Origin of the sequence: Lawsonibacter sp. (assembly GCF_022777125.1) — a bacterium.
Taxonomy (GTDB): Bacteria; Bacillota; Clostridia; order Oscillospirales; family Oscillospiraceae; genus Lawsonibacter_A; species Lawsonibacter_A hominis.
In genome coordinates, this window is the sequence record NZ_JALFGV010000004.1 from 82,253 (window position 1) to 108,398 (window position 26,146).

The 26,146-nt window shown below is 51.9% G+C and carries 34 protein-coding genes and 1 pseudogene; 29 read left to right on the top strand and 6 right to left on the bottom strand.

Going from position 1 to position 26,146, the window contains the following annotated elements; translation table 11 throughout:
• The first annotated feature begins 5 nt into the window (after positions 1-5).
• From MR825_RS00525 to MR825_RS14330, 21 genes and pseudogenes are all read left to right on the top strand, one after another.
• Complete coding sequence (locus tag MR825_RS00525) at positions 6-812, top strand: hypothetical protein (protein ID WP_287878020.1); 807 nt, start codon at positions 6-8, stop codon at positions 810-812.
• Positions 805-2,181, top strand: coding sequence for a CpaF/VirB11 family protein (locus MR825_RS00530; RefSeq protein ID WP_287878022.1), 1,377 nt, complete (start codon positions 805-807; stop codon positions 2,179-2,181). The genes MR825_RS00525 and MR825_RS00530 overlap by 8 nt, the downstream gene beginning before the upstream one ends.
• A gap of 3 nt (positions 2,182-2,184) precedes the next feature.
• A complete protein-coding gene (locus MR825_RS00535; protein ID WP_087259510.1) occupies positions 2,185-3,117 on the top strand; it encodes a type II secretion system F family protein in 933 nt (310 codons plus the stop codon).
• Positions 3,114-3,992 (top strand): hypothetical protein, encoded by an 879-nt coding sequence (locus tag MR825_RS00540; RefSeq protein ID WP_287878027.1) that lies wholly within the window; start codon positions 3,114-3,116, stop codon positions 3,990-3,992. Before MR825_RS00535 ends, MR825_RS00540 begins: the two co-directional genes overlap by 4 nt.
• Positions 3,993-4,187: 195 nt before the next feature.
• Positions 4,188-4,334: a hypothetical protein gene (locus MR825_RS00545; RefSeq protein ID WP_164488728.1), complete on the top strand. Its 147-nt coding sequence runs from the start codon at positions 4,188-4,190 to the stop codon at positions 4,332-4,334.
• Positions 4,335-4,382: 48 nt separating this feature from the next.
• Positions 4,383-4,604, top strand: a complete 222-nt coding sequence (locus MR825_RS00550) for a DUF6133 family protein (protein WP_287878031.1) — start codon at positions 4,383-4,385, stop codon at positions 4,602-4,604.
• 86 nt (positions 4,605-4,690) lie between these two features.
• Positions 4,691-5,038, top strand: coding sequence for a hypothetical protein (locus MR825_RS00555; protein ID WP_287878032.1), 348 nt, complete (start codon positions 4,691-4,693; stop codon positions 5,036-5,038).
• Positions 5,039-5,098: 60 nt separating this feature from the next.
• Entirely contained in the window at positions 5,099-5,515 is a 417-nt protein-coding gene (locus tag MR825_RS00560) for a zinc-finger-containing protein (RefSeq protein WP_287878033.1), read from the top strand.
• Positions 5,515-6,105 (top strand): sigma-70 family RNA polymerase sigma factor, encoded by a 591-nt coding sequence (locus MR825_RS00565; protein ID WP_353845852.1) that lies wholly within the window; start codon positions 5,515-5,517, stop codon positions 6,103-6,105. The genes MR825_RS00560 and MR825_RS00565 overlap by 1 nt, the downstream gene beginning before the upstream one ends.
• A gap of 60 nt (positions 6,106-6,165) precedes the next feature.
• Positions 6,166-6,867: a hypothetical protein gene (locus MR825_RS00570; protein WP_117777632.1), complete on the top strand. Its 702-nt coding sequence runs from the start codon at positions 6,166-6,168 to the stop codon at positions 6,865-6,867.
• On the top strand, positions 6,864-7,343 hold the full coding sequence (locus MR825_RS00575) for a hypothetical protein (RefSeq protein WP_287878035.1): 480 nt from the start codon (positions 6,864-6,866) through the stop codon (positions 7,341-7,343). Before MR825_RS00570 ends, MR825_RS00575 begins: the two co-directional genes overlap by 4 nt.
• Positions 7,344-7,494: 151 nt before the next feature.
• Positions 7,495-8,100, top strand: coding sequence for a hypothetical protein (locus MR825_RS00580; protein ID WP_287878037.1), 606 nt, complete (start codon positions 7,495-7,497; stop codon positions 8,098-8,100).
• A gap of 269 nt (positions 8,101-8,369) precedes the next feature.
• The gene (locus MR825_RS00585; RefSeq protein ID WP_007712841.1) at positions 8,370-8,777 is read left to right on the top strand and encodes a single-stranded DNA-binding protein; all 408 of its coding nucleotides are present in this window, start codon (positions 8,370-8,372) and stop codon (positions 8,775-8,777) included.
• A gap of 111 nt (positions 8,778-8,888) precedes the next feature.
• Positions 8,889-9,704: a hypothetical protein gene (locus MR825_RS00590; protein WP_287878039.1), complete on the top strand. Its 816-nt coding sequence runs from the start codon at positions 8,889-8,891 to the stop codon at positions 9,702-9,704.
• A 33-nt stretch (positions 9,705-9,737) separates the two neighbouring features.
• On the top strand, positions 9,738-10,811 hold the full coding sequence (locus tag MR825_RS00595) for a DUF932 domain-containing protein (RefSeq protein ID WP_287878041.1): 1,074 nt from the start codon (positions 9,738-9,740) through the stop codon (positions 10,809-10,811).
• A 38-nt stretch (positions 10,812-10,849) separates the two neighbouring features.
• The gene (locus tag MR825_RS00600) at positions 10,850-11,695 is read left to right on the top strand and encodes a hypothetical protein (protein ID WP_007712847.1); all 846 of its coding nucleotides are present in this window, start codon (positions 10,850-10,852) and stop codon (positions 11,693-11,695) included.
• Positions 11,696-11,795: 100 nt separating this feature from the next.
• Positions 11,796-12,335 (top strand): sigma-70 family RNA polymerase sigma factor, encoded by a 540-nt coding sequence (locus tag MR825_RS00605; RefSeq protein WP_287878042.1) that lies wholly within the window; start codon positions 11,796-11,798, stop codon positions 12,333-12,335.
• Positions 12,336-12,383: 48 nt separating this feature from the next.
• On the top strand, positions 12,384-12,629 hold the full coding sequence (locus MR825_RS00610; RefSeq protein WP_007712849.1) for a hypothetical protein: 246 nt from the start codon (positions 12,384-12,386) through the stop codon (positions 12,627-12,629).
• Between the two features lie 87 nt (positions 12,630-12,716).
• A complete protein-coding gene (locus MR825_RS00615; protein WP_040411871.1) occupies positions 12,717-13,403 on the top strand; it encodes a YkgJ family cysteine cluster protein in 687 nt (228 codons plus the stop codon).
• A gap of 195 nt (positions 13,404-13,598) precedes the next feature.
• Positions 13,599-14,042 carry a DUF7659 family protein gene (locus MR825_RS00620; RefSeq protein WP_186906134.1) on the top strand — a complete coding sequence of 148 codons (444 nt, stop codon included), beginning with the start codon at positions 13,599-13,601 and terminating at the stop codon, positions 14,040-14,042.
• Between the two features lie 179 nt (positions 14,043-14,221).
• Positions 14,222-14,524 (top strand): annotated as a pseudogene (locus tag MR825_RS14330) (DUF6809 family protein); the annotation flags it as partial.
• A 165-nt stretch (positions 14,525-14,689) separates the two neighbouring features.
• On the opposite strand, the gene MR825_RS00625 reads toward MR825_RS14330, so the two are convergent.
• Positions 14,690-15,565: an IS1595 family transposase gene (locus MR825_RS00625; RefSeq protein WP_287878046.1), complete on the bottom strand. Its 876-nt coding sequence runs from the start codon at positions 15,563-15,565 to the stop codon at positions 14,690-14,692.
• A 220-nt stretch (positions 15,566-15,785) separates the two neighbouring features.
• On the opposite strand from MR825_RS00625, the gene MR825_RS00630 reads away from it, so the two are divergent.
• The 8 genes from MR825_RS00630 (at position 15,786) to MR825_RS00665 (ending at position 21,764) form a co-directional block, all read left to right on the top strand.
• On the top strand, positions 15,786-16,094 hold the full coding sequence (locus tag MR825_RS00630; RefSeq protein ID WP_087378946.1) for a hypothetical protein: 309 nt from the start codon (positions 15,786-15,788) through the stop codon (positions 16,092-16,094).
• Positions 16,091-16,753: a hypothetical protein gene (locus MR825_RS00635; protein ID WP_007712860.1), complete on the top strand. Its 663-nt coding sequence runs from the start codon at positions 16,091-16,093 to the stop codon at positions 16,751-16,753. The genes MR825_RS00630 and MR825_RS00635 overlap by 4 nt, the downstream gene beginning before the upstream one ends.
• A gap of 483 nt (positions 16,754-17,236) precedes the next feature.
• Positions 17,237-17,824: a hypothetical protein gene (locus MR825_RS00640; RefSeq protein WP_287878048.1), complete on the top strand. Its 588-nt coding sequence runs from the start codon at positions 17,237-17,239 to the stop codon at positions 17,822-17,824.
• Positions 17,825-17,842: 18 nt separating this feature from the next.
• Positions 17,843-18,400 (top strand): hypothetical protein, encoded by a 558-nt coding sequence (locus tag MR825_RS00645; RefSeq protein ID WP_040411874.1) that lies wholly within the window; start codon positions 17,843-17,845, stop codon positions 18,398-18,400.
• On the top strand, positions 18,397-18,915 hold the full coding sequence (locus MR825_RS00650) for a hypothetical protein (protein WP_007712869.1): 519 nt from the start codon (positions 18,397-18,399) through the stop codon (positions 18,913-18,915). The genes MR825_RS00645 and MR825_RS00650 overlap by 4 nt, the downstream gene beginning before the upstream one ends.
• 102 nt (positions 18,916-19,017) lie before the next feature.
• Positions 19,018-20,145: a DUF4313 domain-containing protein gene (locus MR825_RS00655; RefSeq protein WP_287878052.1), complete on the top strand. Its 1,128-nt coding sequence runs from the start codon at positions 19,018-19,020 to the stop codon at positions 20,143-20,145.
• A 114-nt stretch (positions 20,146-20,259) separates the two neighbouring features.
• On the top strand, positions 20,260-21,063 hold the full coding sequence (locus tag MR825_RS00660) for a DUF4313 domain-containing protein (protein WP_287878053.1): 804 nt from the start codon (positions 20,260-20,262) through the stop codon (positions 21,061-21,063).
• A gap of 2 nt (positions 21,064-21,065) precedes the next feature.
• Positions 21,066-21,764 carry a hypothetical protein gene (locus MR825_RS00665; RefSeq protein ID WP_287878054.1) on the top strand — a complete coding sequence of 233 codons (699 nt, stop codon included), beginning with the start codon at positions 21,066-21,068 and terminating at the stop codon, positions 21,762-21,764.
• 309 nt (positions 21,765-22,073) lie between these two features.
• On the opposite strand, the gene MR825_RS00670 is transcribed toward MR825_RS00665, so the two are convergent.
• The 5 genes from MR825_RS00670 to MR825_RS00690 all read right to left on the bottom strand — a co-directional run.
• Positions 22,074-22,736, bottom strand: a complete 663-nt coding sequence (locus MR825_RS00670; protein ID WP_287878056.1) for a Fic/DOC family protein — start codon at positions 22,734-22,736, stop codon at positions 22,074-22,076.
• Positions 22,729-22,932 carry a hypothetical protein gene (locus tag MR825_RS00675; RefSeq protein WP_287878058.1) on the bottom strand — a complete coding sequence of 68 codons (204 nt, stop codon included), beginning with the start codon at positions 22,930-22,932 and terminating at the stop codon, positions 22,729-22,731. Before MR825_RS00675 ends, MR825_RS00670 begins: the two co-directional genes overlap by 8 nt.
• Before the next feature lie 285 nt (positions 22,933-23,217).
• Positions 23,218-23,400, bottom strand: a complete 183-nt coding sequence (locus tag MR825_RS00680; RefSeq protein ID WP_287878059.1) for a helix-turn-helix domain-containing protein — start codon at positions 23,398-23,400, stop codon at positions 23,218-23,220.
• Positions 23,390-23,803 carry a sigma-70 family RNA polymerase sigma factor gene (locus MR825_RS00685; RefSeq protein ID WP_287878061.1) on the bottom strand — a complete coding sequence of 138 codons (414 nt, stop codon included), beginning with the start codon at positions 23,801-23,803 and terminating at the stop codon, positions 23,390-23,392. The genes MR825_RS00680 and MR825_RS00685 overlap by 11 nt, the downstream gene beginning before the upstream one ends.
• A gap of 732 nt (positions 23,804-24,535) precedes the next feature.
• Positions 24,536-26,146, bottom strand: a 1,611-nt coding sequence (locus tag MR825_RS00690; RefSeq protein WP_287878063.1) for an amino acid ABC transporter ATP-binding/permease protein, incomplete at its 5' end; no start/stop codon positions are given.

Genomic DNA, 26,146 nt, shown 5'->3' on the forward strand with positions numbered 1-26,146 from the left:
AAACGATGGGAAAAGTCATTACTGTCTGGGGCAGTCCGGGAAGCGGGAAAAGTATGTTTTCCTGCATCTTGGCAAAAGCTCTGACCCGAGATAAGCGGAAAGCCATCATCATCAATGCGGAGATCAGCGTTCCCATGCTCCCGGTCTGGCTGCCGGATCAGATCATTCAGACCAACGCCTCGGTGGGCCAGGTTCTCAGCAGCGTAGAGATCGATACCTCGCTGGTGGCAAGCCATGTCACGGTTCTGAAAAGCTATCCGTTTATTGGCCTGATGGGGTATTCCGCCGGTGAGAATCCTCTGAGTTATCCGGAAATTAAATACGCCATGGTGCTCCAGCTGGTCAATGCGGCAGCCAAACTGGTGGATTTCGTCATTTTGGACTGCAGTTCCAACATGACCAATGTGTTCACACCGGCGGCCATTGAATCCGGTGATCTGGTCGTCAGACTGCTCACCCCTGATTTGAAAGGGATCAACTACTTGAAGGCCCATCAGCCGCTGCTGGTGGATGGACGTTTTCACTACGATCAGCACCTGACCTTTGCCGGTATGGCCCGACCGTTCCACGCTCTGGATGAAATGGGGTATATCATCGGAGGGTTTGATGGGTTGCTCCCCTACAGCAAGGAAATCGACCGGTGCGCCACTGAGGGCGGCATGTTCCAGGCCATCAAATATTGCAATCCCAAGTACACCGCTTCGCTCAACAAGGTGCTGGACGCACTGGAGCAGATGGAGTTGGCGGAACAGGCCGCAGAGGAAGATCCTGACGATGAGGAAGAGTTCGAGGAGGACGATGCCGATGAATAACCTCAACGACATATTCTTTGCGCCTGCCGCCAATCAGGATCTGACCTATGACCAGGTGTTGGAGGATGTGCAGCGGTATTTTGCTGAGAATCACGCATCCACCATTGCCGAAGCTGGCGAAGCCAATGCCGAGCGGGCCACGGCCTTGCTGAAAGAACTGATGGTGCAGTACATCGTCAAACGCAAATATGCTATCAGCGGGCTGACCACCGAGCAGCTTTGCGAGCAGCTCTATGAAGATATGGCCGGGTACTCCTTTTTGAAGAAATGGATCTACAAGCCCGGCATCGAAGAAGTCAATATCAATGCCTACAATGACATTGAGGTGATCGAGGCCGGCGGCCGCAGCATCAAAATCCCGGATAAGTTCTCTTCTCCGCAGCACGCCATTGATGTGGTACGGCGTATGCTCAACGCCTGCGGCATGGTCATCGACGATACGATGCCCAGCGTGGTGGGATTTCTGGATAAGAACATCCGTATCTCCGTGGATAAGGCCCCTATCGTGGACCCGGATGTTGGTATCAATGCCTCCATCCGTATCGTTAATCAGCAGACGGTCTCTGAACAGAAGCTTCTGGATTCTGGCAGCGCCACGGCTGAGATGCTTCACTTCCTGATGGCCTGTATTCGGTACGGCGTTAGTGTGTGCATCGCCGGTTCCACGGGTTCCGGCAAGACTACCATCATGGCCTGGTTGCTCTCCAATGTACCGAATAACCAGCGCCTCATTACCATTGAGGAGGGCAGCCGTGAGTTTGATTTGGTCAAACGGGACGAAAACGGCAACATCCTGAATTCTGTCATCCACCTGCTGACCCGCCCCAGTGAGAATCCGGCTCTGAATATCAACCAGGACTTCCTCTTGGAGCGGGTTCTGCGTAAGCATCCCAATGTGATCGGCGTTGGTGAGATGCGGTCTGCGGCGGAAAGTCTGTCTGCGGCAGAGAGCTCCCGAACCGGCCACACGGTCTGCACCACTATTCACTCCAATTCCTGCAACAGCACATACCGCAGAATGATGACCCTCGCCAAGCGCAAATACAGTATGGATGACTCTGTGCTCATGGAGATCATGGTAGAGGCCTACCCCATCGTGGTGTTCACCAAACAGCTGGAGGATCGCTCCCGCAAAATCATGGAAATCCTGGAGGGTGAGGACTTCCGAGATGGTCAGCTCGTCTCCCACACACTATATAAGTTTGAGGTAGAGGACAATGTGACCGACAGAGATGGGAATGTCCGTGTGGTCGGGCACCATCGGAAGGTCGGCCTGATCTCCGACACTTTGAAAAAGCGACTGCTGGACAACGGTATTTCCAACAAGGAATTGGCCGAGTTCATGCAGCCCCCTAAGGAGGTGGATTAAGCATTGCAGTGGATCTATATCATATGTTTTTCGCTTATCAGCGCGGGCCTCCTGGCTTTGTTCGGTGTGCGCCCGGGCGATTTCATTGACGCTCTCTTCCGCTCCCAGCGCAAAGCGGCCACATTGTCTGATGAACTCAATGTTCTGATGGGCACACCAGCCAAGGGATTCTTCAATCAGGATTACGAGCTGAAGCAGATCCTGAAAGGCACTGGTCGGTCTGACCGCTATGAGGCCGTCAAACGGCTGTCGCTTATCCTATTTGCAGTGGGTGCCGTACTGGCGCTGCTCATCAATAATGTGTATATGGTGCCGATTCTGGGCATTGGATTTTCCCTTGCCCCCATTTGGTACCTGCGAAGCACCGCCGCCAGCTACAAGAAGCATCTCAATGAGGAACTGGAGACCGCCATCTCCATCATCACCACCTCTTATCTGCGCACCGAGGATCTGATCCGGGCTGTCAAAGAGAACCTGCCCTACATCAACGAGCCGGTAAAGGCCAATTTTGAAGCTTTCGTCTACGAGGCGGAGCTGATCAATGCCAATCTGACAAGCGCCATCAACTCCCTCAAGATGAAGATACCCAACCGGGTCTTTCATGAGTGGTGCAACATCTTGATTCAGTGCCAGTCTGATCGTTCCATGAAAAACACGCTGCCCACCATTGCCCAAAAGTTCAGTGATGTGCGTGTGGTACAGTCTGAACTGGAAGCCATGATGCAGGGGCCGCGCCGGGAAGCTATCACAATGATGTTCCTGGTGATTGCCAATGTGCCGCTGCTCTATTTCTTGAACAAAGACTGGTTCCACACTCTCATTTTTACGACTCCCGGCAAAATCGCTCTGGCGATCTGTGCGGCCATCATTCTGTTCGCTTTGACCCAGATCATGAAGCTGAGCAAACCCATTGAATACGGAGGTGACGGCGCATGACGCTTCTGGCTCTTTTGGCGATTATCTGTTTTGGGTTCGCCACCTATAACCTGACTTGCGCCTTCGTGGACATTCCCACTAAGAAGACCTCCCGGATGATGATGCTGGCCCGTAAGCAGCAGGGCATCAAAGCAGAAAAGCTGCTGGACGTCTACACCACCAAGATTGCCGGGCTGCTCGCTCCTTATCTGAAACTGGATAAGCTCAAGCGCAATAAGCTTCAGCGGGCACTGGACATTGTTGGCCTGGAACTGTCACCGGAAGTCTATACCGCCCGGGCATGGGTCCGAGCGGGCGCCGTTGGTCTCTGCGCTTTGCTCATGGCGCCGCTTATGCCGCTGGCCGTTCCGATCCTGATTGGTTTGGCGGTAGCACTGTGGTTTTCGACCTATTACAGCGTTTTCGATTTTGTTAAGAGGCGTCGCAAACTCATTGAGAGCGAAATACCCCGATTTGCTTTGACCATTGGGCAGAATCTGGAGAATGATCGTGATGTACTGAAAATCCTCACCTCCTACCGTCGCGTTGCAGGTAAGGATTTCGGTGCAGAGCTGGATCAGACGATTGCTGACATGAAAACCGGCAATTATGAAAACGCTCTGATTCACTTTGAGACGCGCATCGGCAGCCCCATGTTGTCTGATGTGATCCGAGGCCTGATCGGCGTACTACGCGGTGACGACCAGCGGATGTACTTCAAGATGATCTGCTTTGATATGCGGCAGATCGAACAGAACAACCTGAAAAAAGAAGCTGCCAAACGGCCCAAGAAGATCCAGCGTTATTCCATGATGATGCTGATCTGTATTATGATCATCTATCTGGTTGTCCTCTGTACGGAGGTTCTGGCTTCTCTCGGGGCTTTCTTCGGCTAACAGGTTCCCGCTCACACTTCAAGTCTGAGCTTTATATACCAACTCCCCCGCTCGGGAACCAACCCATATTGGAGGTGATACCGTGTATGTCAGCGGGTTCCCATAGCAGCCGGCGTACCGGCTGCTATCAACCTTGCCACAAGGCCGGCCTGTCAGCAGGCCGGCCTTGATTTATCGTCTGAACAGGAGAATTCCATGGCGAAGAAAAAGTTTATTCCGCCTGACGGCGAAAATCGGATTCGCCGCCGGTTCCACCAGCTTCTGCATCAGAAGCCCAAGGTATATCCTGACAAGCCCCGTTCCAACAAAAACGGCCTGCTCAAGCCGATCCGTCGCTCCTGACAGGCTGCACCCAACCATTCAATAATCACACTCTCAGGAGGTATTTTCATGAAGAAGTTTACCAGCTGCATCTGCAACAAAGCCAACGGCCTCGTCCTTCGCGCCCGCACGGCGCTCTCCAACCAGCGCGGCGATTTCTATATCTCTGACGCTGTGAAGATCATCATCGCTGTCGTCCTCGGTGCGCTGCTCCTGGCGGCTCTGACCCTCATCTTCAACGATACGGTCATCCCCCGGATCACCCAGGAGATCGAGGGTCTGTTCGCCTAAGCGCCAATATGCGGGGGTCGGTTTGTGGATATCCACAACCGGCCCCCGCTTTTTGTTTTTCAAAAAACGAATAACGGAGGTACAGGATGAATACACCCTGCAAATTCTATTCCTTTCTGCGTGCCACTGGTGGAAACTGGCGCAACGCCATTTTTATCTCCTGTGATTGTGAGGTCTGCCCACATGAACATGAAAAACCATGCTCGGGTTTTCTGTTTACCGTGGATGAGTGCGGGCAGGTCATGCTGCTGTCTGCCGAATCGGTTCATCAGCTGACCGGCGAGCAAGTTGATCCCGCCGAGTGCAGCGCTGTCCTGCCGCGCCGTTCCTTTGAATCTGCCTTTTCAAAATACATTGAATGGCACACGCCGGACCCGTCTAACTGCACACTTCACCAGCTTTGCTCTGCGTGGTCCTGTGGCAGCGCCCCCTAATTTATACCCAAAAAGACGTCATTGCGCCGTCTTCGGCGCGTTTTTGGAGGTGATGATTTTATGATGAAGTTAAAAAAAATTAAATGCCCATACTGTCACGCCAACGCTTCGCTTCGCCCCGCTAGTGTTGTATATGGGCACAACCGGCGCTCTCAGGGAAAATTTCTCTATCTCTGTGATCGCTGGCCTGCCTGTGACGCTTATGTGAGCGCCCATGATCGGACGCGCCTGCCCATGGGAGTCTTGGCCAATGGTGATCTGCGACACAAACGGATTCTGGCGCACCAGGCGCTTCGTCAGCTGCAACAGAGCCGGAACATGGAAAAATGGGAGGTCTATATCTGGCTACAGGCCAAATTGGGCTTAAACGAGCACCAGGCTCATATCGGACAATTTTCTGATTGGATGTGCGATGAAGTGATTCGTCTGTGCAAACAGGCGTCTGGCCCTCCCGCCGACATGAAGGCGGCAGCCTGATGGGGGGCGAAAATATGAATAGCCTAACGAAAGCACAACAGGAACTCGTTGCACAGAATCTGCCTGTGGTACATTGGGTGATTTGTGACTATATCCATGTCAATCCCACCATTTGCGGCCTGGAGTACAGCGATTTGTTTCAAGAGGGATGCCTCTGGCTCTGCAAAGCTGCAACCACTTATAAGGATGACGGGCGGGCACAATTTTCCACCTACGCCAAAACAGTCGTAAAAAACGGTCTCTTATCCTACTGTAGAAAGGTATGCAATCACCGGAGCCATTTCAGCCGTCTTATCATTGGCGAGCATGGCGAGTTGGCGGCAGACGGTGAGGCGTTGGAACCGCAGGCCGATGATTTTGATGCTCGTATGTCCCTGGTAGAAACACTGTCGCTCCTGGAGGCCAGCAAACAGGAATATGACGGTGTAGCCAGACTCGGTATTGAGGCGCTTGCTCTTAAACTACAAGGGATGCGGGTCACAGATATTGCGGAAATCTATCATGTGCCTCCTTCTCATGTAGGCGCCTGGATCTCTCGCTCTGCGGCCAAGCTGCGCTGTGATCCCCGCTTTTTGGCAAGTCTGCTTTGAGTCTGTTGAAAACCGCGGTCATACAGCAGTAAAGGATATTTAAAAGGAGGTTTTGAAGCTATGGAATTAAAAAAGCTGTATACTGCGGTCGGCCGTCTGGAGCGGGAGGCCAACGGGTGCGGACATTCCTGCCCGGTCATTGTGCTGGGTGGGGAGCGATACATGGTGGATATGCAGGAAATGGTCGTGTGGACTGCACTGAACTGGCGGATCTCCAAATGGGATGATATTTCCTGCCAGTGTGACAAGCTGGCCTCCTCCCTGGGCGGATGTGTTGCCCGTCCCTGGGATGCCTGCGTCAACCGTTTGCTCATCCGCGGCCTTCTGGTATCCGGATGCGGCGAAACAGAATTCGATGCATTGTACGACCTGCTCAGCTCTCTTGGGGTCATCCCCACCAATGGCTCCGCATTTGTACGCGGCGTGTCCGCTGCCAAGCTGGTACTCAGCCGGCGGATAACGATGAAGCAGGCTATGAAGCTATTCCATAAAGACCGCCGGACTGATTATGAATCCCGTGTAATGAGGCTGGCCCATCAGGCGCTTCTTTCCACCGCCGAAATCATCAAATGTGTGGAGCAGGATGTCTTCTCTCTCCCCAGTGAACGGGTCCTGATGGAAAAGGTGTACGGTGACAGCGAGACCACCTGCCAGAATATCGCCAGCATGATGAAGAACAGCCGGAGCAGTCAGGCTGTCACGCTGGCCGTGGCCAACCTGTACCTGCGCCAGCAAATCATTTTTGAAAGGATCAGCACATGAAAAAACAATGGGATCAATTCCCCTTTGTGCTGCGGCGTAAGATTCTACTGACCGCTTTGGCCGGGCTTGCCAGCCTCGCTGTCAGTCTCGTAATTTTTACCGCAACCACAGATCACATCCTTCTGGCATTGGGCGGAATTATTTTCATCGCTTCGCTGGTGTTGAGCGAAAGCCTGTGGAGCACCGCCGCTTGTGGCCGGTATGAAGTAGTCGAAGGAGTTTGTACCAGTGTCACTGCCCCCGCATTGCATCGTTATCGCAAGGTACAGTTAGTAGATGCCCAAGGCGCAGAAACCACTCTGCTTTTGAGCAAAGCTTCCAGGTTTCGGATTGGTTCCCACTACAGATTCTATTTCCAGACGGGGAGCCGTCCCGCAGTTGGAAATGACTACCTGGACGCAGCCCTTTCCACCAATAGTTTTCTGGGGTATGAAGAGCTTGAAACGACTTCCTCTGCGGATGAAAACCTTGAATAAGAACCCACGGAATAAGGAAAAAGCTGCGGTGCCGTTCAAACCGTTATGGTGCCGCAGTTTTTGCTTGCCTTTTCAAATTTAATCTGCATTGCAGAAAAGTGAAAATACTTCCCTATTTAATAAGCGGAACATCAAAAAGGAGGTTTCGCCAATGTATAAGCCACACACCATTGAGCAATACAAAATCCAGCAATTCCTGGATGCCAATTTTGCCATGGAACATTTTCTGGTATCTCCGCTTTCCCGAACTTCTCTTCTTCTGGAAGATAAGACCGGCGAACAGATTGCTTTTGGATTTTTTGATAATAAAGTACAAGAAATCCCGATCCCGCCGCCGGCAAAACCGGAAGATGTGCAGGCCTTTCTCCAAACTTTCCGTGCGCTTGATCCAAAGCCGAAGCTGCATTCCTTTGAAGATGTCACACGCTGGTGGTTAAGTCATTCGAATCCTTTGACCTACCAGCAGGCCCTGTGCCTGTCGGACGAACTCTATCGCCGCTTTCTTTCCCGCCCAATGCTCCAGGAAGAAGATTGCTGCCGACTGGCCGCCTCCGGCCTTGTAACCGAGGAAGAATACCAGGACATTCAGCTCTGGTTCTTTGACGAGGGCAAAAACTACTGCTGGCTGGGTCCCCTTGGAGTGGATGGTACCGGAAACATCTACGGTCTGACAATTCACTATGGCAAAACTTATGCCAGAAGATTGAAGTTTTACCTGCTGGATGACTACTATCGTTACATGAACCATATGTTGTAAGTCGCCGCGCGAAAATATCTATATATAGAATTATACCACTTGACAGGCACAAGATATAGTGTTACACTTACCTTGTAATTGATTTTTGTGCGCTTCCCGTATGGGATACAGACCAATGTTCTGTACCGCAGGCCAAAAGCCCGCATTGCACACGCTGTTAAGTTTGTATGCAAGTGTCAGTGGTATCTCCGCGCCCATTTTGTGGCCGGATTGCTGCTGGCACTTTTTATATATAGATAGTAACGCCAAAGGCGAAGAAAGGAAGTGTTATGGCACAGATCCATGTATTTGGCCGAGTCATGCATGATCTTGTTCCCAAAGAAGGCCAGACAAAACAACCGTATGTCTGCTTTGACCTTATGGAGCGAAACGGCGGTAACCAGCCGGACTTTTATCAGGTATGGGCCCGTGGCGACGCTGTTGCCAGGCTCATGAAGCTCAAGGTTAGAAAGGGCAGCATGATCTGGCTCACCGGATCGCAAAAACTGGTGGATGTCCGCCAAAAGGACGGAAGCACGGTCAAGAAGCTGAAAGTATGGCTGACTGACTTTGGCTACCTTCCCGGACAAACCTCCAGAGCAAAGCCGGAAAGTGATCAGAATGGCTCCGACCAAGCGGAGACTGTTCCTGCACCCGCAGAGGTGATGGACGGTGACCGCGAACCCCTGCCGGGATAAGTACCGGCACCTCAGAGGGACCGTATCAAGTTTTCAGAATGGACTGAAAAACTTGGTACGGTCCCTCTTTTTTTGTTTTCAGGCAAAATTTACAGGAAGGACGGCAAAAAAATGAGTAACGACAAAGGACTTTTGAGCGGCAGCATCACTATTCTCATTGGTGCTGTTATCGCCATCATGGCATTGGTGCGCGGACCATGGCAGGCTTGGCTGCTGATTGGGGTATTCACCCTCTGGGGGCTTTGGGTCGTACTGATCCTCCTGCTCCCCTATATGCAGCAGGCCAAACGCCGCCGGCAGCGCCAGCAGCGGGAACGGCAGCTTCATGCCGAAGGCGTTAGTCGGAGCACATTTCAGGTCCCGGAACTGGAGGAACCAATTTCAGATGATCTGCTGCTCCGCTACGCAAATCACCGCATCCTGACCTACCTGCGCTCCTCGTATGCAAACGCCTGCTTTGAGTGGTGCGAACCTAAGCCGACCGAGCTGATCCGCACCAATGGTACCGGACGCATCCGCCTTTACAATGTGGATGATTTTGACCATGCGGACATCACCTTCGGCAAGGACGCAGCTATTCGCTGCGACCTGCTCCGGATTGTACCGCTGTCCAAGACTGAAGCAGGGGCAGACGACCCGAACAATATTCCCCCCAACAAGCAGCCAATCGATCCGCGCATCTGGTATGAAAACAGCGGACGCACGGTTTTGGAGGCACTGGTGGCGGATTTGAACTCTCGTGGCCACAGCAAGCTCACTCTGCGTGAAAACGGCGATATCTGCATTCAGCAGGGTGAGGAGTTGGTGCCGCAGGAACACCTCTCCAACTTTCCGGCGAAGGTCTACTGGCCCCGTCTGGTGGAAGTTTTTGAGAGCAATGGTCTTTCTGCCGAAACAACGGCGCAGGGCATTCAGGTCTCCTGGTAAGCACCATCATACAAAGAAGGGAGTGAAAACACAATGAAATCCGGGATAAGCCTTGTTGAGATGGCAAAGGAGATCCAACGTCAGGCCGAACTGAAGGCCGATTATGTGATGGATACCCGAAGCCTCCGTCTGGAGCCTTTTGGCTCGGACTTATATCTCAATGCCTATACCCCGTCTGGCGAGATGGCTGTGGAGCCGCTGGAGATCAATGCCATCGCCCACAGGCAGATCGGCACCCATCTGAAGATCCCGGCGGCCTACTACGATAAGATGCTGACACAGCATCCCCAGCTGCTTTCGGAAAATGTGAACGCCTGGTTCGAGCGTGAGCCCGCTGTGCGCTTAGTCCGCACTATTGGCGGCACCGCCCGGGCATTTCTTAGCAACCGCTACCGGCGTATCGACAATCTGGATATTGCCGGCATCGTTCTTCCTGTCCTGCAGGATATGGAAGGGATGCACTTTGAAAGCGGCCAGCTCACCGAAAGCCGTATGTATATCAAGGTGGTGAACACCCGGCTGCAAGCAGAGGTCTCTCCCGGCGATATCGTCCAGTCAGGCATCATCATCAGCAACAGCGAGGTGGGGCTTGGCTCGGTGAATATCCAGCCGTTGGTCTACCGTCTGGTGTGCAGCAATGGCATGGTGGTCAACGACGCCCAGACGCGCCGCAACCATGTTGGCCGTGTCAACGAGGCCACGGAGAATTATCAGCTATACTCCGATAAGACGCTGGAAGCCGACGATAAGGCGTTTGCCATGAAGATTCAGGATACGGTACGGGCCGTGGTGGATGAGGTGCGTTTCACTCAGGTGGTCAACCTGATGAAAGATGCCAAAGACGCCCGGATGAATACCGCGGATGTTCCTGGTGTCGTCAAGCTGGTCAGCAGAGACTTTCATATCACGGAAGAAGAAAGCTCCGGTGTGCTGCAGCGGCTGATTGAAGGAAACGATCTGACGCTGTATGGCTTGTCCAACGCAGTGACCCGCCACAGCCAGGATGTCGAGGACTATGACAGAGCCACCGCTCTGGAGGGCATCGGATACAACATTCTTTCCATGCCGGCAAGGCAGTGGAGCCGTATCAATCAGATGGCCGCCTGAGTGGCTGCCAACCAGTCAATTCTAAGGAGGAACGAACTATGTACGAACAGAACACTTCCATGATGAACATTCCCGAGCAGAACGCTTTCCTGCTTCCCGCCATGGTAGAGGGCGACTTCAGCAGCGAGGAGATCGCGGAGGATGCCGACGGTCTGCAGATGATGAGTTTCCAGCGGGTGAAGATTCCCGCCGGCGGCCAGCTGCAGTTCGAGATCCCCACCGAAGACCCGGACAATCCGGACTATGCCCGGACGCTGGAGGGCGTGATTCTCTATAATCACGCCGCCTGCACCCTCTGGCCGGAAGGCAGTGAGTATGACGAGGACACCAAGCCTCTCTGCTCCTCTGTGGACGGCAAGACGGGAATTGGTGAACCTGGCGGCGCCTGCGCCACTTGCCCGATGAACGAGTATGGCTCGGCCCGAGACGGCGGACGGGGCAAGGCGTGCAAGAATATGCGGGACATCTACCTGCTGCGCAGCGGCGAGTATATGCCTCTGCTGATCTCGCTCCCGCCCACCAGCATCAAGCCGTTCAAAGAGTTCCTGAACAGAGCCTTTGTCTACCGGCGGCGTGCCACCTACGGCAGCCTGGTGCAGATCTCGCTGAAGAAGGAAAACAACGGCAGCAACGACTACAGCGTTGCCACCTTCCGTCTCGTGCGCGACTTCCAGGGCGAGGAGTTGAGTCAGATCCGTGCCTATGCCAATGGCTTCAAGGAGCAGATCAAGCTCATCAACATCCAGCGGGCCCTGATCAACGAAGAGCAGCGCACCAACGACTGCGAGTATGAGATCCCCGCATCCGCCACCGAAGCCGCAAATCCTGATGGGAGCTATGCGGTCGGGGCGATCAACGGCGACTACGAAAAGCTGCCGGCATAATGGATTTTCTGCGGGCATAACCGCATGACATGTCATCAAGGGATACCTCTGGCTCACGCCGGGGTATCCCTTTTTTTGTTTTAGACTGGAGGAAATATATATGTTGTGTGAAGTACCGTTAACAAAGGAACAGCAAGAGTTTGCCGCCGAACATCATGGCCTGGTTTATAAATTTCTGAATGATAACCATCTCTCTGAAGACGAATTTTATGACGTGGTTATTTTTCCGTATTTAACTGCAGTCCGGGATTACTGTAACAGTTCGTCTGCTCAGAAATACTCGTTCAGCACCATTGCCATGAGGCAAATGAAATTTCGGTTATGTGATTATTTTCGGGCTCAAGAGCGTCACAAACGAAATGCCGAAATCCTCAGCATCCACCTTGGCCTGTATCCCGACGGCACTCCTTTGGAAGATACACTGGCGGTGCAGGACAAACTGATGCAGGAATTCGAGATGAGCCAGCTGCTCCATAATCTGGCTGGTCGCATTTCCAGACAGCAGATGAACATTGTCCGTATGAAAGGTTGCGGCTATGGCGTACGAGAGATTGCCAAAAGCGAAAAGCTCCCTGTCCGGTGTATCAAAGATCTTCTTGAGGAAGCCCATGTGGTGTTTCTGGAACTCTGCCGCGAGTAATCTGTCCCGGCGGGAAATCAAAATCATTTTGAATGGAGGTCGAATACTATGACGAAATCGAAGAAATCCATTGTGATGCACGGAACGCTTCTGTGCCCGCTGGTTCTGGGCCACTGCGCTTTTCTGCGTGCCAACGGCACCACCTATCGCACCTCGACCGTCGTGGCGATCCACGAGCAGTCGGCGGATATGATCCATTTTGAGACGCTCAATTCTGACTACTACCTCTCTATGGACCCTTTCCCGATGGCGGCCGTCTTCCCGGCTTATACGGCCCTGGCCGCGTGCGCGTAGAATTCAACAAGTAAGGGGCCACGCCCCATAAGTCCCGGCCGTGGCAGGCGTCTTTGTCTGCCGCGGCCTTTTTTATGGAGGAATACGATGGAAGAGCAATCCAAAACCCTTGCCGTGTCGGTACGAGCAAAGGAGTTCGTTTCATATCACTGCAGTTGCTGCGGTCATTGCTGCCGTCATATTGAAAATTGCGTCATGGTTGAGAGCCTGGATGCCTACCGGATGGCTAAGCACCTGCGTAACCAGCATTGCGGTATCAGCAGCACGGACGATGTGCTGCTCCGATACTGCGAACCCATGCCGCTTACCGATGAAGGTTATCCCATTTATGTACTCAAAACGGTCGGCGCAGATGCCACTTGTATTTTTCTGCGCGAAAACCAGTGCAGCATCTATGCTGCCCGCCCTCGAACCTGCCGCCTTTACCCGTTCTCGGTGGGGCCTGGTGAGCGTGGACGGGATTTTGAATACTGCCTGTGCTTTGATGATAATCAGCAGCATCACTTCAACAGCGGAAAGGTATTGGTCAAAGACTGGCTGTACCACAACTTTCCCAAAGAGGACAAGGAATTTTTGAAGCAACAGTATCTGGTCATCCCAGAGATTGGCCGGCTGATGCACCGTATGCCGGAAGAAATGCGCCAAGCAGCTGTATTCAAGATATTGTTCTATCACTACTATCATTTTGAGCTGGATCAGCCATTCCTGCCTCAGTACGAGCAGAACAACCGCAGCTTGCTGAACGAGCTTCGCAAATTGGCTCCTTCAGAGTGAGGTGGTACCCGTGATTTATGTGCTGGAGCATCTCTCGTCACAGAACGGTAACGGTCAACCGTGCCATCAATGGTTGCAATATGCCGTCTGCGGAAAGCATGAAATTTTGCAAAAAATCTGCCGAAGCCAGCGTCACCCGGAAGAATGGCGTGTGACACCACTGGCCGTAAGCACAGCAGAGAAAAGGAGCGTTGCATGAGTACCAATCAATATCAGGAGATGCGTAATCGCCAACAGGCGGAAATCAACGCATTCCCTATGTTCTTTGCGTTCAACAAACAACAGTTTGCCGAAGGGATGCGCACACTGGGCCTCTCTCTTTCGGACACCTGCCAGATGTGCAGCATTTTCGGTGGCGGCTACTGCCGCAAAAGCGATGCTGCCAAGCTGGATGAAATGCTTGCCCGACATCGCAAAGAGCTGGAAGATGCCATTTCCTCGGATAAAACGGGGAAAGGCTTTATATTCGATATGTTCCTACAGGAATTGGAGAATCACGAGTATAGTTACACCGGCGATGTGCAGGAAGCATTGGATGCTTTGGGTATTACGCCCCAGTATATGGAGGCTATGCCGCAGTTGATGACAGGCCTCTCTCTGGCCTGCAATAAGGCTATGCAGCACGACTGTTTTGGCTGATTTTCAGCATCTATTATGGATGGTCTATGACCTTATCAGAGGTCTCAATCAGTAACCACCGCAGCTTTTGTACCGTCGGTGGTTCTTTCATTGACAGGAGGTGCCAACCTTTGAATTTCCACGAAACGATATACGGTCACCGCTTTTTTGAGGCCCAGCTGCCCAATCTTATCAAGGCGATGGAACGAATTGCTGACGGACTTGCACATCTTGAGGCAGGTTCGCCGCAGAGTGCAGCTCCTACATCCAGTTTTCTGCACGACCTCTACTACGGTGACTATGAGCCGAGCGTGTTCAAAACGCAGAGCAGTGAGCAGAAAAAAATGGACAAGTCGGTTTCCGCTGCCGAAGCAGCCCTGCGAAACATCCTGCAGAAATCCCCGTCAGCCATAAAAGCGTTCGAGTCCTATCAGATCGCTGTTGGTGAGCAACACGGCGCCGTTACTGAACAAGCGTTTGAATCCGGTTTTCAGACTGCCTTTCAGATGCTATTGGCTGGTCTTCCGCTGCCTGAAGGCACGCATGATGACGAGTTTCCTCTCACTCTGCAGGAACTCAGAAAAATGAATGGCCAACGAGTGTTCTGTCTCGAAACAAATGAGGAAGTCCAGGTCGTGGCCTACAAAAAGGGATTGTGGTTATCCCTTTTAGTAAGCCATGGTGGAGCAGGCCACGGCGTGAATCAGCCGCTGAGTCAGCAGGCGGCCAAAAGCGCGGCGGCTGAAGCGGAACGCAAACTCGCCCAGGTAGGACTGAAGATGGTCCTTGGGCAGGCCGTGGTAGGTTCCCAGAATGAACGCCTTGGCATTGCTGACCACAATATGCAGCCAGTGGAGCATACCGCTGTTGGGATCATAGGCCTTATGTTCGTGGGCGTAATCCTCAAGCGCAGGGATATAACTGCGGTAACCATCGCTGCGGATGGTGCTGTCGGCTGCAACAGTACGGTTGGCAAACTTTTTCACTGAGGTCTGCTTGATATTTTTTGTCACACCCATTTTAAGGTATTGAGGATTGCCGTGCGCATCCAGGGACAAGGCCACAAAAACCTTTGCCTTTTCCGTACCGCGGCCCCGCTTACCGCCCGCTGTTGGGCCTCCAAAGTAGGCGTCGTCAAATTCTACCACACCAGACAGCAGATACGCTGCGTCCCGCTGTCCCATGGCGGATCGGATGCGCCGAAGCATAGACCATGCGGTCTTATAGGTCACGCCGATCTGGTTGGACAACTGAACGGCGGAGAGCCCTCGTTTGTCTTGGGAGACGAAATAGAAGGCCAGAAACCACTTGCTCAGGCTGACATGGCTATGATGCAGAACCGTCCCAGCTGTGACGGAGGTCTGACGGTGGCAGTGGGTACACTGGTACAGACCGTTGGACAGGCGGCAGCCATGTTTGTGTCCGCATTTCGGGCAGACAAAGCCGCCCGGCCAGCGCTGTGCGGCCAGATAGTCCTGGCAGCTCTCCTCCGTTCCAAACCGGTTCAGAAACTCACTCAGGGGCATCTTCTGTTTCCTTGACATGACGCATTTTCTCCCTTTTTGGTGTCATGCCTTTATTTTGCACTATGTGCTGTCCCATTTTCAGGACTTTGGGGTGGCTGACTAAAAGGGATAACCACAAAAGGGATTTATCCGAGTAACCAATGACAAAGAGAACCTCCCTATCCATGGCTTGACTTTATATCGTCGTCGGCCAAGCTGGTGTGAATAGAACCAATGCCTCAATCAAGGAGAATACGGCATGAATATTTGCGAAGATAAAATCAAAGTGTTTCTTGAGCGGCTTTTACCCCTTCAGGAATCGGAACAACAGATTCTCTGCCCAAGGTGCGGCCACAATGAGTTATATACCGGCAATTACTTTTTTCTGAACCCGCTGAGCCGATACGCTCATGTTTATATCTGTGAAAAGTGCTGGATGGATGAAGCGTTGCGGGAAATAGACCGCCAACCAATTCCTCTCAGGATATGGAGTGCGGCACTTCCCCTGGTTTTAAGCGGAGAGTTACCGTCATCTATGAATCCAACAGCTGAGGAACCACATCCATGAAGTATGAGAACTATAGACTGCCCGGTGGGAAAACCCTCTCTGAAGCTACATTCGAGGATATCCGCTGGCAATATGGAGTGTTCCGCTGTAACAGCACCGGTGCTGGCCGAGATAAAAAATATACTCCTTGGCGGGCTGTCAAAACCAAATTAGGTGAGATCGAAGAATGTGACTGGTGCAAGCTGGTGGAGGCTGTCATCGAGCGGGAAAATGAGGTCCCGCTGCTGAATGCGCTTATCCAATGGTGCAATGAGCACAACTATGTCTCAGCATCTGTGTCTGAAATGCGGAAGGAGGCGCTCCAGCTTCATGCTTCCCGGATCTTCGACAATCCTCAATGGATCGGTTTTATCCCCTTTAACGCAAAATATCGGCCAGAAATACTGAACACTGCCAACATCGTTTTTGTTCGCATGGCGTGCTGCCCCGAAGCCGGCGCAGTCACCCAAGAACAAATTGACCGCGCTTGCAGCGGCCAGATTTCTTGCCCACACTGTGGGCGTTGGAACAGCTTCACGATTTTGGAGCGAGGATCTGTCCCTGGTACTTATCCTTTCGATTCAGAGCACACCAGCGTGGAGCACATGGAGCATATGACAAAGAAGGAGGCTGACACAAATGATGCAGATTCCCCTTGGGAAGAAGATGACGAACTTTAAGTGTAAACCGCCTGAGAATCGGCTGAACCTACCCGGCAGGGGTTCCGTCAAGCAGTCCTCTAAAATGCAGGCGTACCGCGCCTATGGTGCCGCCCATTTTTATGTTCAGGAACGGTGCCGCCACTTCCGGCGTGGATAGCCAAAATCAATCCAGGGGCAAGGATATACCCCTACCCTCTAAAGAAGGAGGTATGACCTACGATCTACCAAAATGAAAACGAAGAACTCTGGCACGAAGGCATCTGCTTCAAAATCGGTGCACGGGTCTTTGCCAACGATCAGAGCGAATACGAAGGACTCTTTGGAACCATCTTCGAGATTCGCACCGGAACCGACAAAGAAACTGAAAACGACACGCCGGATATTTACTGCAGGTTTGACCTGCCTGTTCTCTCCGCTGACCGCAAAGCTCTGGAACGGACTTTTTCTGAACTCTACCATGAGCCAAAGAGCGCGGAGGATCTGGGACTTGATTTTGTTATCATGTCACCGGAAATGTTGATTCCTTTGCCGGCTCCGAAACAGGATTATCCCCAAGCAACACTTTATATTGTAGCTTCCCACTGGGCCAGCGACGGAGAATATGGCTCTTATGAGATCCCATTCACCAGTCTGATCGATGCCCAGAGGCAGTTCCATGATGATCTCCGGGAGGAACAGGACGGCGGCAGCATTGATAGTTGGCGCCAAAAGAGTCAGTTTGTGGAGGAAGAGACGCAAAATAGCTATGAATGCTATCTGGACGGTGAGTATTGTGAAAACCACTTTTCCATTGAGCTGAAAAGTTTTTCGTTGCCGATGGCCCCCTGCTTTATGGAAAATGTGGCTGGTCTCTGGCAGGGAAAAAATATGCAAGAGGACTTCAGAGAGCAGGTTGAAGACTGGGAGGAATTTCAGGAGCTTACTGTATCCCAGCGTGAAAGATTGCTGGCCTCTCCGGATTTTCCCCGGCGCCTTCTTGCACAGTTAAGAAGCAGTTCTGCTTATCAGGAGGCCTATTGGGAAGCGGTGTCTGAAGTAGCGGCGGCGCTTTTGACGGAAATTAGCCGACAGCCTGATACTGATAAATGAATGGAGGGATATGTTTTTATGGACGAAATGGAAAAGGCTCTTCGTGAAGAATTGGAAAAGCATCTGGACACACTCCGCCGCAATCTGGAGGTCGTGCCTATGGATGTGCTGAAAACCAAGTATAAGAAACCCTATCAGGAGTTGAAGGAAAGCATCTGCAAAGCCGCTACGGCGTACACCCGCCATGTGTCTCTCGGGGGTATTCGCATCAAACAAAAGTATGGCGATGAGGCAACGAGCTATGCCAACGAAGCGGTAAAAGACTCCCAATGTCTGAAGCGGATTTCCGAGGCTGCTTTTGAGCGGCAGGACATGAATGAGATCGCTGCTTTGGCGAAACAGCTGAGAGAGGAAATTCTTCAGGTCCTCCATGTTTTTTACCTGCAGCATATGTGCATTTATGTGTCCAAAGAATGCATGAGCGACCATCATCTGGCGCCGGAGGTCTATAACGACGCTACCGCACAGGTTTGGCGAAACGGAGAATGGCAGACTATGGAGGATACTTCCTGCGGTGCGTTGCTTCCCGTTGAGGTCATCTATGAGGTTCCTGGCCCTGTCGAGGCAGCCGCATGACAAAAAAGCAGAAATATCTGAACAGCGAGGCCCATGGCTATCTGTTGGAATCGGACGCCTGTGCTCTTCTGATCAAAGAATTGGAGCGAGTTTGCACCAAGTTTCAGCGCCGCATAGACAAGGAAAATGCCGCACGGCAGGCTGATTTCGATGCCGCTATGGAGTACCACAGTGAAAATGAGATCCAGGATGCTTACGGCTGGGAGTTGATCACCGAAGCACAGTACCATGCGTATATGGACCTGTTCCACCGCGGCCGGCAGGCTCTTGAGGAACACGCCCCCACCGTATCTGAGCTGGCATTGTCCATCGCAAGGCGGGTCATCTATGATTTGGAGTCCGATCAGCGTGAGTTTGCCTTCTCTGCTCTCACACCAGAACAGCAGACTGCCGAACTGCTGCGCGCAGAGAAAGCTCGCAAAGAGTGGAAAGAACATATTGCCCGGTTGAAAGAGCAGCAGGGGCAAATCGTCAAATGGGAAGACAAAGACGGCACATCAATGTTGACTCTTTGACTATGAGAAAAAGACCCTTCTGGTTCATTCAGAGTAAGTGTCAAAAGCCCGGCAGATTGTTTTCTTGCAATCTGCTGGGCACTTTTATGGAGGGACAGTTTTATGATCATATACCATGATACATCTTATGTGAAACCATCCAACGCAAAGTGGATCGCCAAAGGATATGCAATGGAGGACATCTATTCTCTGCGCCTGCAGTTCTTATATACGGAAGCGCAGCAGGAAGAAAACAGAATGGCTCATGCGGCCGGAATCAGGGATACCGTTCAGCTCCGGCAGGCCGCCGAACACAGAAACGCGGTTATGGCTCCGATCATGGCTGCCATTGCTCATAATTTCATTTGCTACGGCTACACAGAAGAGGAGCCGGCCCCCTACCTCAGCGATGGTTGGGAAGTCTATTTCTGGTGCAACGATTTCAGCAATACTGCACACGGCTGTGGACTCTCTGGCAGAGATTATTCTTATTTTACGCTGACCTTCAATGAACGGCAGACAGTTTCTCAGCGCAGGGTGCTTTGTGAGCGGCTGCTGGAATTTCTGGATACGGAATTTAAAAGCCATCCGAACCTGCATGTGGCGGTACAGTATTCCACCTGGTATGACACCCCAAGAATTGAAAGAGACGCCCGAAAGATGCAGTATCTTCTGGATGGGCGGCGCCATATCTACGGTGGGAAGGAGGGGCGATTTTTCCTTGAAAGCGGCGAATTGCTCTTCCGCCCCAAATATGCAAAACGAACTGTCTATCGGGTAGACCGGGCAGACATTCTCACAATCTGCTGGGAATTGGGGCTAATGGCTGATAGTTGTAGCGAAGATAATCATCCCACATCTGCGGAAACCGACTCTGCCACCACACTTCTCCCCTATGAGAAGTATGGCTCTACCCACCAGATCCAGCTCGCAGTTACCTCCTATGTCGGCGGCAATCTTGCAATTCAAATGGTGGCCTGGGAGGACGGCTATCCCGAGCCGTGGGCATCTCTGACTGTCAATTTGGACGGCAAGCGTCAGAAAGACTGTGCATTCATTGACACCAACGGGGACCCCGACTTTCCTGTTTGGATCATCCGCAACGGGCTGGCAGTCCCTACTGGCATCCTACAGCGCAGCGGGTTCTGCGAGTACCCGGAATACCGTTTCCGAGCAGATCGGCTGCAAGAGCTTGATCCGGATGGGTACGCCTCTTACCTTGCTTCACAGCAAAGCGGGAAAAGCGCATAAACAACAATGACGACGAGGCTGCTCTCCCCTATCCTGCACTCTGGAGTCAGTCTTACAACACAACGACCGGTGGGTTGCTTTTTGCAGCCCACCGGTTTTGCTTGGAGGAAAGCAATGCAGCCAATACCATTCAAAATGAAAGGAACAGACTATGCCATAACCATTAAAGTTGCCACCTACCCGGAAGGCAACCTCGCTATCAAACTTTATCAAGAGAATTTCGGGCAGTTGATATTCTGGGACACTCTCACCACAAATCTGGGTGGTCTGCGGCCGAAGGACTGTGGTTTTGTCAACACAAAGACCACTGGCAAACGGTTTTATGCATGGATTAAGCGCAACGGACTAGGAGAACCAACAGGCCAAATTCGCTCTGAAAATGGAGTGGATAATGTGGAATATCTCTTTAATAGCAAGAAGCTTAAAAAGCTTGACCCTGACGGCTATACCTACTATTCCAGGCGATTGAAAGGAGAGCTTGGCCGCCAATATGAACGCTTGTATTTGGCACTTCGCCGGCTCGCAAATCATGTTCCTCACTTCCACTACACGGATTACAGCGGATGGCGAAAACTCCAAGGCTCTGATGATACGCTCCCATTATGGATTGAAGCCGAAGATCCGGCTCACTGCTTGCGGTATATTTTTGAGCAGCGCGGAATTATGCTGCGGACCACAATCATTAACTGCGAGACCCAAACTGTGCAACGCTATATTCACCGCCGCAAAGAAGATATGGCCACCAACCTGCTTTCGTTTTATCAAGGGGAACTTCCTGTATACCCGCCTTGGTCAGAAGATCGGCGGCGCCAGAGTGACACAAGACACGAAAATCCCCTTATCCAGACTTTCAAAGAAACCGCAGAAATCCGCCAGCAGGCAGGAAAGAAAAAGAAATCTCAAAAAAGGAGGACTTGACAATGAAACTGCTGCTCTACCCCAAGGGGCTGTTAGAAGCAGCCTGGCGTAAAGACAAAAAACTTTATGCGGACGGTGACGCCGCAGATCCGCCCAGATGTCTGCGGTGTGGCGCCCCGTTGGCTCCCCATTTGATGGTAAACGCCCTTAGCCGCTATGTGGATGTCCAGATCTGTGAGGCCTGCGGGATGGACGAAGCTCTCCGAGATGCAGCGCATATTCCCTTGCCTCTTGAAGAATGGGACGCGATTAAGCAGGGGCGGCTGTTGAGGCCCCAAAAAAGTCGTGACTGCTATCTGAAGACCACCTGCGGCTTCGATCAAGTGTTCCAGCACACCTATACTCCCCCCATGCAGGCCACCAAGCGACCTGTCAGCGAGGCGGCTTACTCCCGCTCCGATTATGACGGGTGCCGGTGGTGGACAACCTGGCATGACGAGCGTGAGAAAAAACCGGCTCCGGAGCTGGTAAAAGAAATCGACGAGTTCCAGAGTGCCCTGTTCAAACTGCCGGCCTTCAAAACGCTGGATACTATGCGGCGGTTCTGCCGCTATGCACAGCCTACCAACGATGCAACGGAATTCAACCTGTATTCTGAGACCGATCATCTGTATATCTGGATTCGTTTGATCACCCGGTTTCGGGATTACAATGTCTATGTTCACTATTACGATAAGGCTGCTGTTGAAGTCAAGCAATGAGGCTGAGCCCCTATGGATCACCTTTCTTATGTGCTCTGGAGCCTATCTAATAAACTGTCGGCTAGGTCAACTGTAGCCACAGACTTTTTTGATGCTAGTTAGGCTGGGATTTCAGCACGATTTTTAAGCTCCAACGGAGATTAGGCACCGACATTATCGAAGTAATGCGGGGGCACGGCTGCAAATTTGTTATCCCTGACTCCTGCCCAAAATAAAGCAAGCGCACAGCGGGTCTCCTTCCGCTGTGCGCTTCTTTCATTCCTCGCGCCGGCAATGTGGCTCCGGCATATGGGGTTCCTTCTGCTACTTTCAGTATTTTTCCAACGTCCGTACCGATTTCCCAAGGCTTCCCACACTGTAGTCAACCGGCTCATCACAAACCACGCCCAGCATAATGCGCTCTAAATGCTCAAATTCTGAAAATTGATCCAGAGATGCCATCACAAAAGAGTCTCGGACATAGCCGGCATTAGCTGCCATCAACTCTTGATCCACATAATATCCGTGATACTCCACAAAGAAGTTGATCATCATTGCGACAGTTCGTGTATTGCCCTTTCGAAAGGGATGCACTTGCCAGATCACCGGGAAGAGTCTGGTTATTTGATGAACAAATTGTTCTCGACCAATGCCCTCCCAGTGAGCATTTTTCAGCCACTGAAAAGCATCATTCAGATCTTCTTCTATTCTATCTTTATTGCTGTACCAGACACTCCGGCCTGCCAGCAGCTTCTCTTTCTTTTCGATATTGATAATGCGATACTGGCCAGCCCATTCATAAATGTCACCAAACAGGAACCGATGGATTTCCCGCAGTCCATCTGGTGAAAAATTCTGAAATCCCTTTTCATGCAAAAGCATTATATTTACTCTGGACTGCTCAGCCTCGATGCGATCCAGGATTTTCTCATTTTTGATGTCCAGTTTGTTTTTCAAAACAAGAGATTCTTCATACAGATATGGGTCAACCATGGCTCTGGTGCTCCTGTTCCGCGATCCGGCGATGATTCGCCAGAAGTGCTTGCTTCATCTGTTTGCCTGTCAACTCGCCGTGGGCCCAGCTTACAGACAATGACTGTGCATAGCTGGAAATTGGCGCGCCTCCAATAGCGGTAATAGCATCAGCAGCGTTGACCGCTGCAATTCGTTTCTTTTCCAATGGGCTCATGCCGGCTCCACCTCCTTAATTAAGCCCAGTATAACACAGGGCAGATCCTGTTGCCAATAGGCCAGTAAAATACAGGTTTTTATAAATTAACAGCATGCCTCAATGGTTTCTGATTGGTAACTAATTTATATTTAGGAACATTCTTTTCCCACAGGTCGAACCTGGCAGGGCACAACACACTACTGTTTAGTTGTATATAGCTTCCCAGTGAAATTATATCTCAACTATTTTAAGCTCACGAGAAAGGCCCTGAGACAATGCGCTCTCAGAGCCTTCCTCATAAACTCAAATCCGGAACAGTTTGATAGCCTGCATCAGCGTGATACACAACTCCTGGTACAGATCCTCGTCCAACCTGCCATCAAGCACAGCATTTTTGAGCAGCATAGGTTGGTACATGAGCAAAATGCTTGTGATTGCCTCATGGTCTCCGTCCTTGGCTCGCCGCAGCATCTGTTCAAATGTCACAATTATTCACTCCCTTGATGCTCCTCTTCAGCTTTTGAATGGCTCGGTAGTATACCGCGGCCGTTCCTTTATACGATAATCCCAGATGCGCGCCGATCACATCGAAAGAGCGTTCATCCAACACGCGGGAAAGGAGCACATACCGCTCACGCTCATCCAGCCTTTTCAATGCGTTCAGAAGATCACTGCTCTCGATCTGCTCCCAGAGAGGCAGTCGCTCTATCAGTTCCTGCTCCAGCGACTGGCCCACAGCGCAAAACACTTCCGTAAGTATCTCGTTTTCACCATATTTGCAAAGAGCTCTCAGATAGTCCCGCTGTGTGCGCCTAACCGCCTGGATTAAGTAACCTGTAAATCTGATTTGCAGTTCTTCCCTTGCTTGTCCATTATTTCGTTGCCACATGACCTTTTCCTCCAAATCATTCAAGAAGTCCAACAGGTTTCTTGAACTTTCGGAGGAGACCGGCATCGAACTAACGGGCGTGTGTGTTTGTTACATAAACAAACACAGACAACCGCACACCGCAAAAGTGAACGGTCGGCCGTGTAAAACACATAAAGAAGTCCGTCACGACTTCCGCCGCCCACAGGAGGAGGCTTGTCGCTCGATTTGCGATGTTCCCGCCTGCTCCTGTGAAAAGGGCGGCGGAAGAACCGTATTGTAAAGTAAGCTGTGTGTCGAAATGTAAGCAGATGGACGAACCTCTTTATGTGCATGATCCATCTTTCTCTCATGCACCTTTGGCTCCCTGCCATCTGAACCACACTCTGCACACGAGCCCGCAACTATCAAGACTAGGTAGCGGGCCTGCCAACGCTTTGGGTTCAGTATCGTTCTAAAAATATTGTCGTTTTTTGTCGTCTGTAAACAAAGAGGCGGCCTCATTCATCTGCGAATAAGGCCGCCAAAAGCAATTTGAAATTTCTTTTGCCTTTCTGATTTTTAGTTTTCATATTCATTTCTCCATTTCTTTGAGTGCAGTTTATACCGATCCAACTAAAATCTCATTTTCATTGTAGTCGACAAAGCTGTCTGAATTCTGACTAAATTACCATTTTATTGCACTCTCTATAGAGTAAGAAAGTGCAGCCCCGCTGATGGACAAGATCCGCACTTTCTTAGGTTACTTCTTTTCTAACAAAGTCGTCCGCAATCAACTGCGTAAGACTGCTGCGCAATGGAAAGCGTCGATGTGCGATGGGAAACCAGGATCACGGTTCGGTCATCCTGTTCCTCACGCAAAGCTCGTAAAATAATTCCTTCATTGAGGCTGTCCAAGTTGCTGGTGGGTTCGTCCAACAACAAAAAGGGCGCCTCATGAAGAAAGGCTCGGGCCAGGCCGATCCGCTGTCGTTCACCGCCAGAGAGGGTATCGCCCAGCTCGCCCACCGGCGTATCATAGCCCTGGGGCAATGTGAGAATAAAGTCGTGGAGGGCTGCCTTGCGGGCTGCCGCTTCGATCTCCGCCTGAGTGGCATCCAGTTTTCCGATGCGGATGTTGTCCGCAATGCTGTCATGAAAGAGGTCGGTGTCCTGGATCATATAGCTTTCCAAATGCCGCAGGTGATGGGTGGGGATATTACCCACATCGGTGTCTGAGATCAAAACACTTCCCGCCGGCGCAGACCAGAAGCGCATCAGCAGTTTGAGCAGGGTGGATTTCCCGGAACCGCTCTTCCCTGTGACGGCAATGATCTTTCCCTTGGGAAACTGAGCGGAGAGATCGTGAAGGATCTCCTCAGAGCCATAGGAAAATGTGAGACGCTTTACCTCCGCCCCGGAGAAGTCCGGGCATTGGCCGGTCAGCACCTCCTCCGTCTCCGGCTTTTCTTCCAGAAGCGCCAGCACTCGTTCCCCGGAAGCCAGCGTCTGATCCATGGTGGCGGAGAGATTTGCCAGCGCCAGTACAGGTCCAAAGGATGACGAGAGCATTACTGTGGTCAACAGAAGTACGGGGAACGATACATTCAACACCATTCCCACACCCAGCATCGCCAAAGTCAGCGCCATGACCGCCCCGCCAGACCAGGAGGACGCTGCAGCCTCGTGCCGTTTGAGCTGCTTTTGCAGCTGGTTGAGCTGTTCGGTTTTCCGCTCCATCTCATGTGCCCTGGCTCCATCTTGTGCGTACTGAAGACTCTCACGCAGACCACGCAGACTTTCCAGCACATAGCTGTTCAGCTCACCCAGCTGATTTCGAACCTCCATGCCCTGCCTCCGTCCGATACGGGAGGTAGCCAAGGGGATAACACAGCCCACCAGCAGATAGGAGATGCCAGCCAGCAGGCCCAGCAAAGGATGGAAGCTGCCGATCAAAACCGTCATGGAAAGAGAGACCAGCACGGCAATACAGACGGGGGCAATGGTATGGGCGTAAAAGACCTCCAGAAGCTCAATATCACTGGTGATCAGAGAGATCAGGTCACCCCGTCCCTTGCCCTCCAGCTTTGCCGGAGCCAGACGCCGCAGGGCGGCAAACACCTTGTCCCGGATGACCGCCAGCAGTTTGAATGCGATGTAGTGTCCGCAGGTCTGTTCTCCATAACGAAGCAATGCCCGGGCCACGGCGCACACAGCCATAATCGCGCCACCGGCAGCAAAGGTGAGGCTCCAGGGGGAAAGTTCCATGGCAGTGAGCAGCAGATTCACCGCCAGAACCGTGATGGCAATGGCGCAGAAAAAACCAAGTGTACCAAGGGCAATACAGAACACCATGATATGGGCCAGAGGCCGCAGCAGCCCCAG